This is a genomic window from Ancylobacter oerskovii (assembly GCF_018390555.1).
In the GTDB taxonomy this organism is placed as follows: domain Bacteria; phylum Pseudomonadota; class Alphaproteobacteria; order Rhizobiales; family Xanthobacteraceae; genus Ancylobacter; species Ancylobacter oerskovii.
In genome coordinates, this window is record NZ_JAHBGB010000013.1 from 1 (window position 1) to 935 (window position 935).

The window sequence follows — 935 nt, forward strand, 5'->3', positions numbered from 1 at the left end:
TTCACCGTGCACTCGCCATAGAGGCAGGCGGAGAGGCCGTAGACGAAGGAGCCCTCGACCTGCCGCTCGATCTGCGCCGGGTTGACGGCGTGGCCGGGATCGGTGGCGGCGACGATGCGGTGGACGGTCAGCTCGCCATTGGTCACCGAGACTTCGGCGGCGGCGGCGACATAGGAACCGAAGCCCATGATCTGGGCGAGCCCGCGCCCGCGTCCCTCAGCCGGCGGCGTGTCCCAGCCGATGCCCTTGGCGGCGGCCTCCAGCACCGCGAGGTGCTTGGGATGGTTCGCCATCAGCCTGCGGCGGAAGGCGAGTGATTCCATCCCCGCTGCATGCGCCAGCTCGTCGATGAAGCATTCGACATAGATGGCGTTCTGGTTGAGGTTCACCCCGCGCCAGAAGCCGGGCGGGATCGGTGGGTTGCGCATGGCATGGTCGATCAGAAGGTTCGGCACGGTGTAGCCGAGATGCCCCTCCGGCAAATTCGCCGTGAGCCCCTGGAACACCACCGGGTCCATGCCGCCCTGCATGCCTTCCGGCCGCACCGAAGCGAGGATGGACTGGCCGGAGATGCGCATATGCATCGCCGTGACGTTGCCCTGCGCGTCGAGCGTGGCGCTCAGCTTGGCCTGCGTGGTCGGGTGATAGGCGCCGTGGAGCATGTCCTCCTCGCGCGACCACAGGAGCTTCACCGGCGTGCCGGGCATCTGCCTGGCGATGCTGACAGCCTGCCGGACATAGTCCTGGAAGTTGCCGCGCCGACCGAAGCCGCCGCCGAGATGAAGCTTGTAGACCTCGCATTGGCCGACCGGCAGTCCGGAGGCTTCCGCCACCACGGCGAGGCTCGACTCGCCGTTCTGCGTCGGTACCCACACCTCGCACTTCTCGTCCGTGTAGAGCGCGGTGGCGTTCATCGGCTCCATGGTGGCGTGGTT

General features: G+C 67.5%; 1 protein-coding gene. It reads right to left on the reverse strand.

Annotation, left to right across the window (positions count from 1 at the left end):
- On the reverse strand, positions 1–935 hold a 935-nt coding region (locus KHC19_RS08185), incomplete at both ends, for a molybdopterin cofactor-binding domain-containing protein (protein ID WP_213351872.1).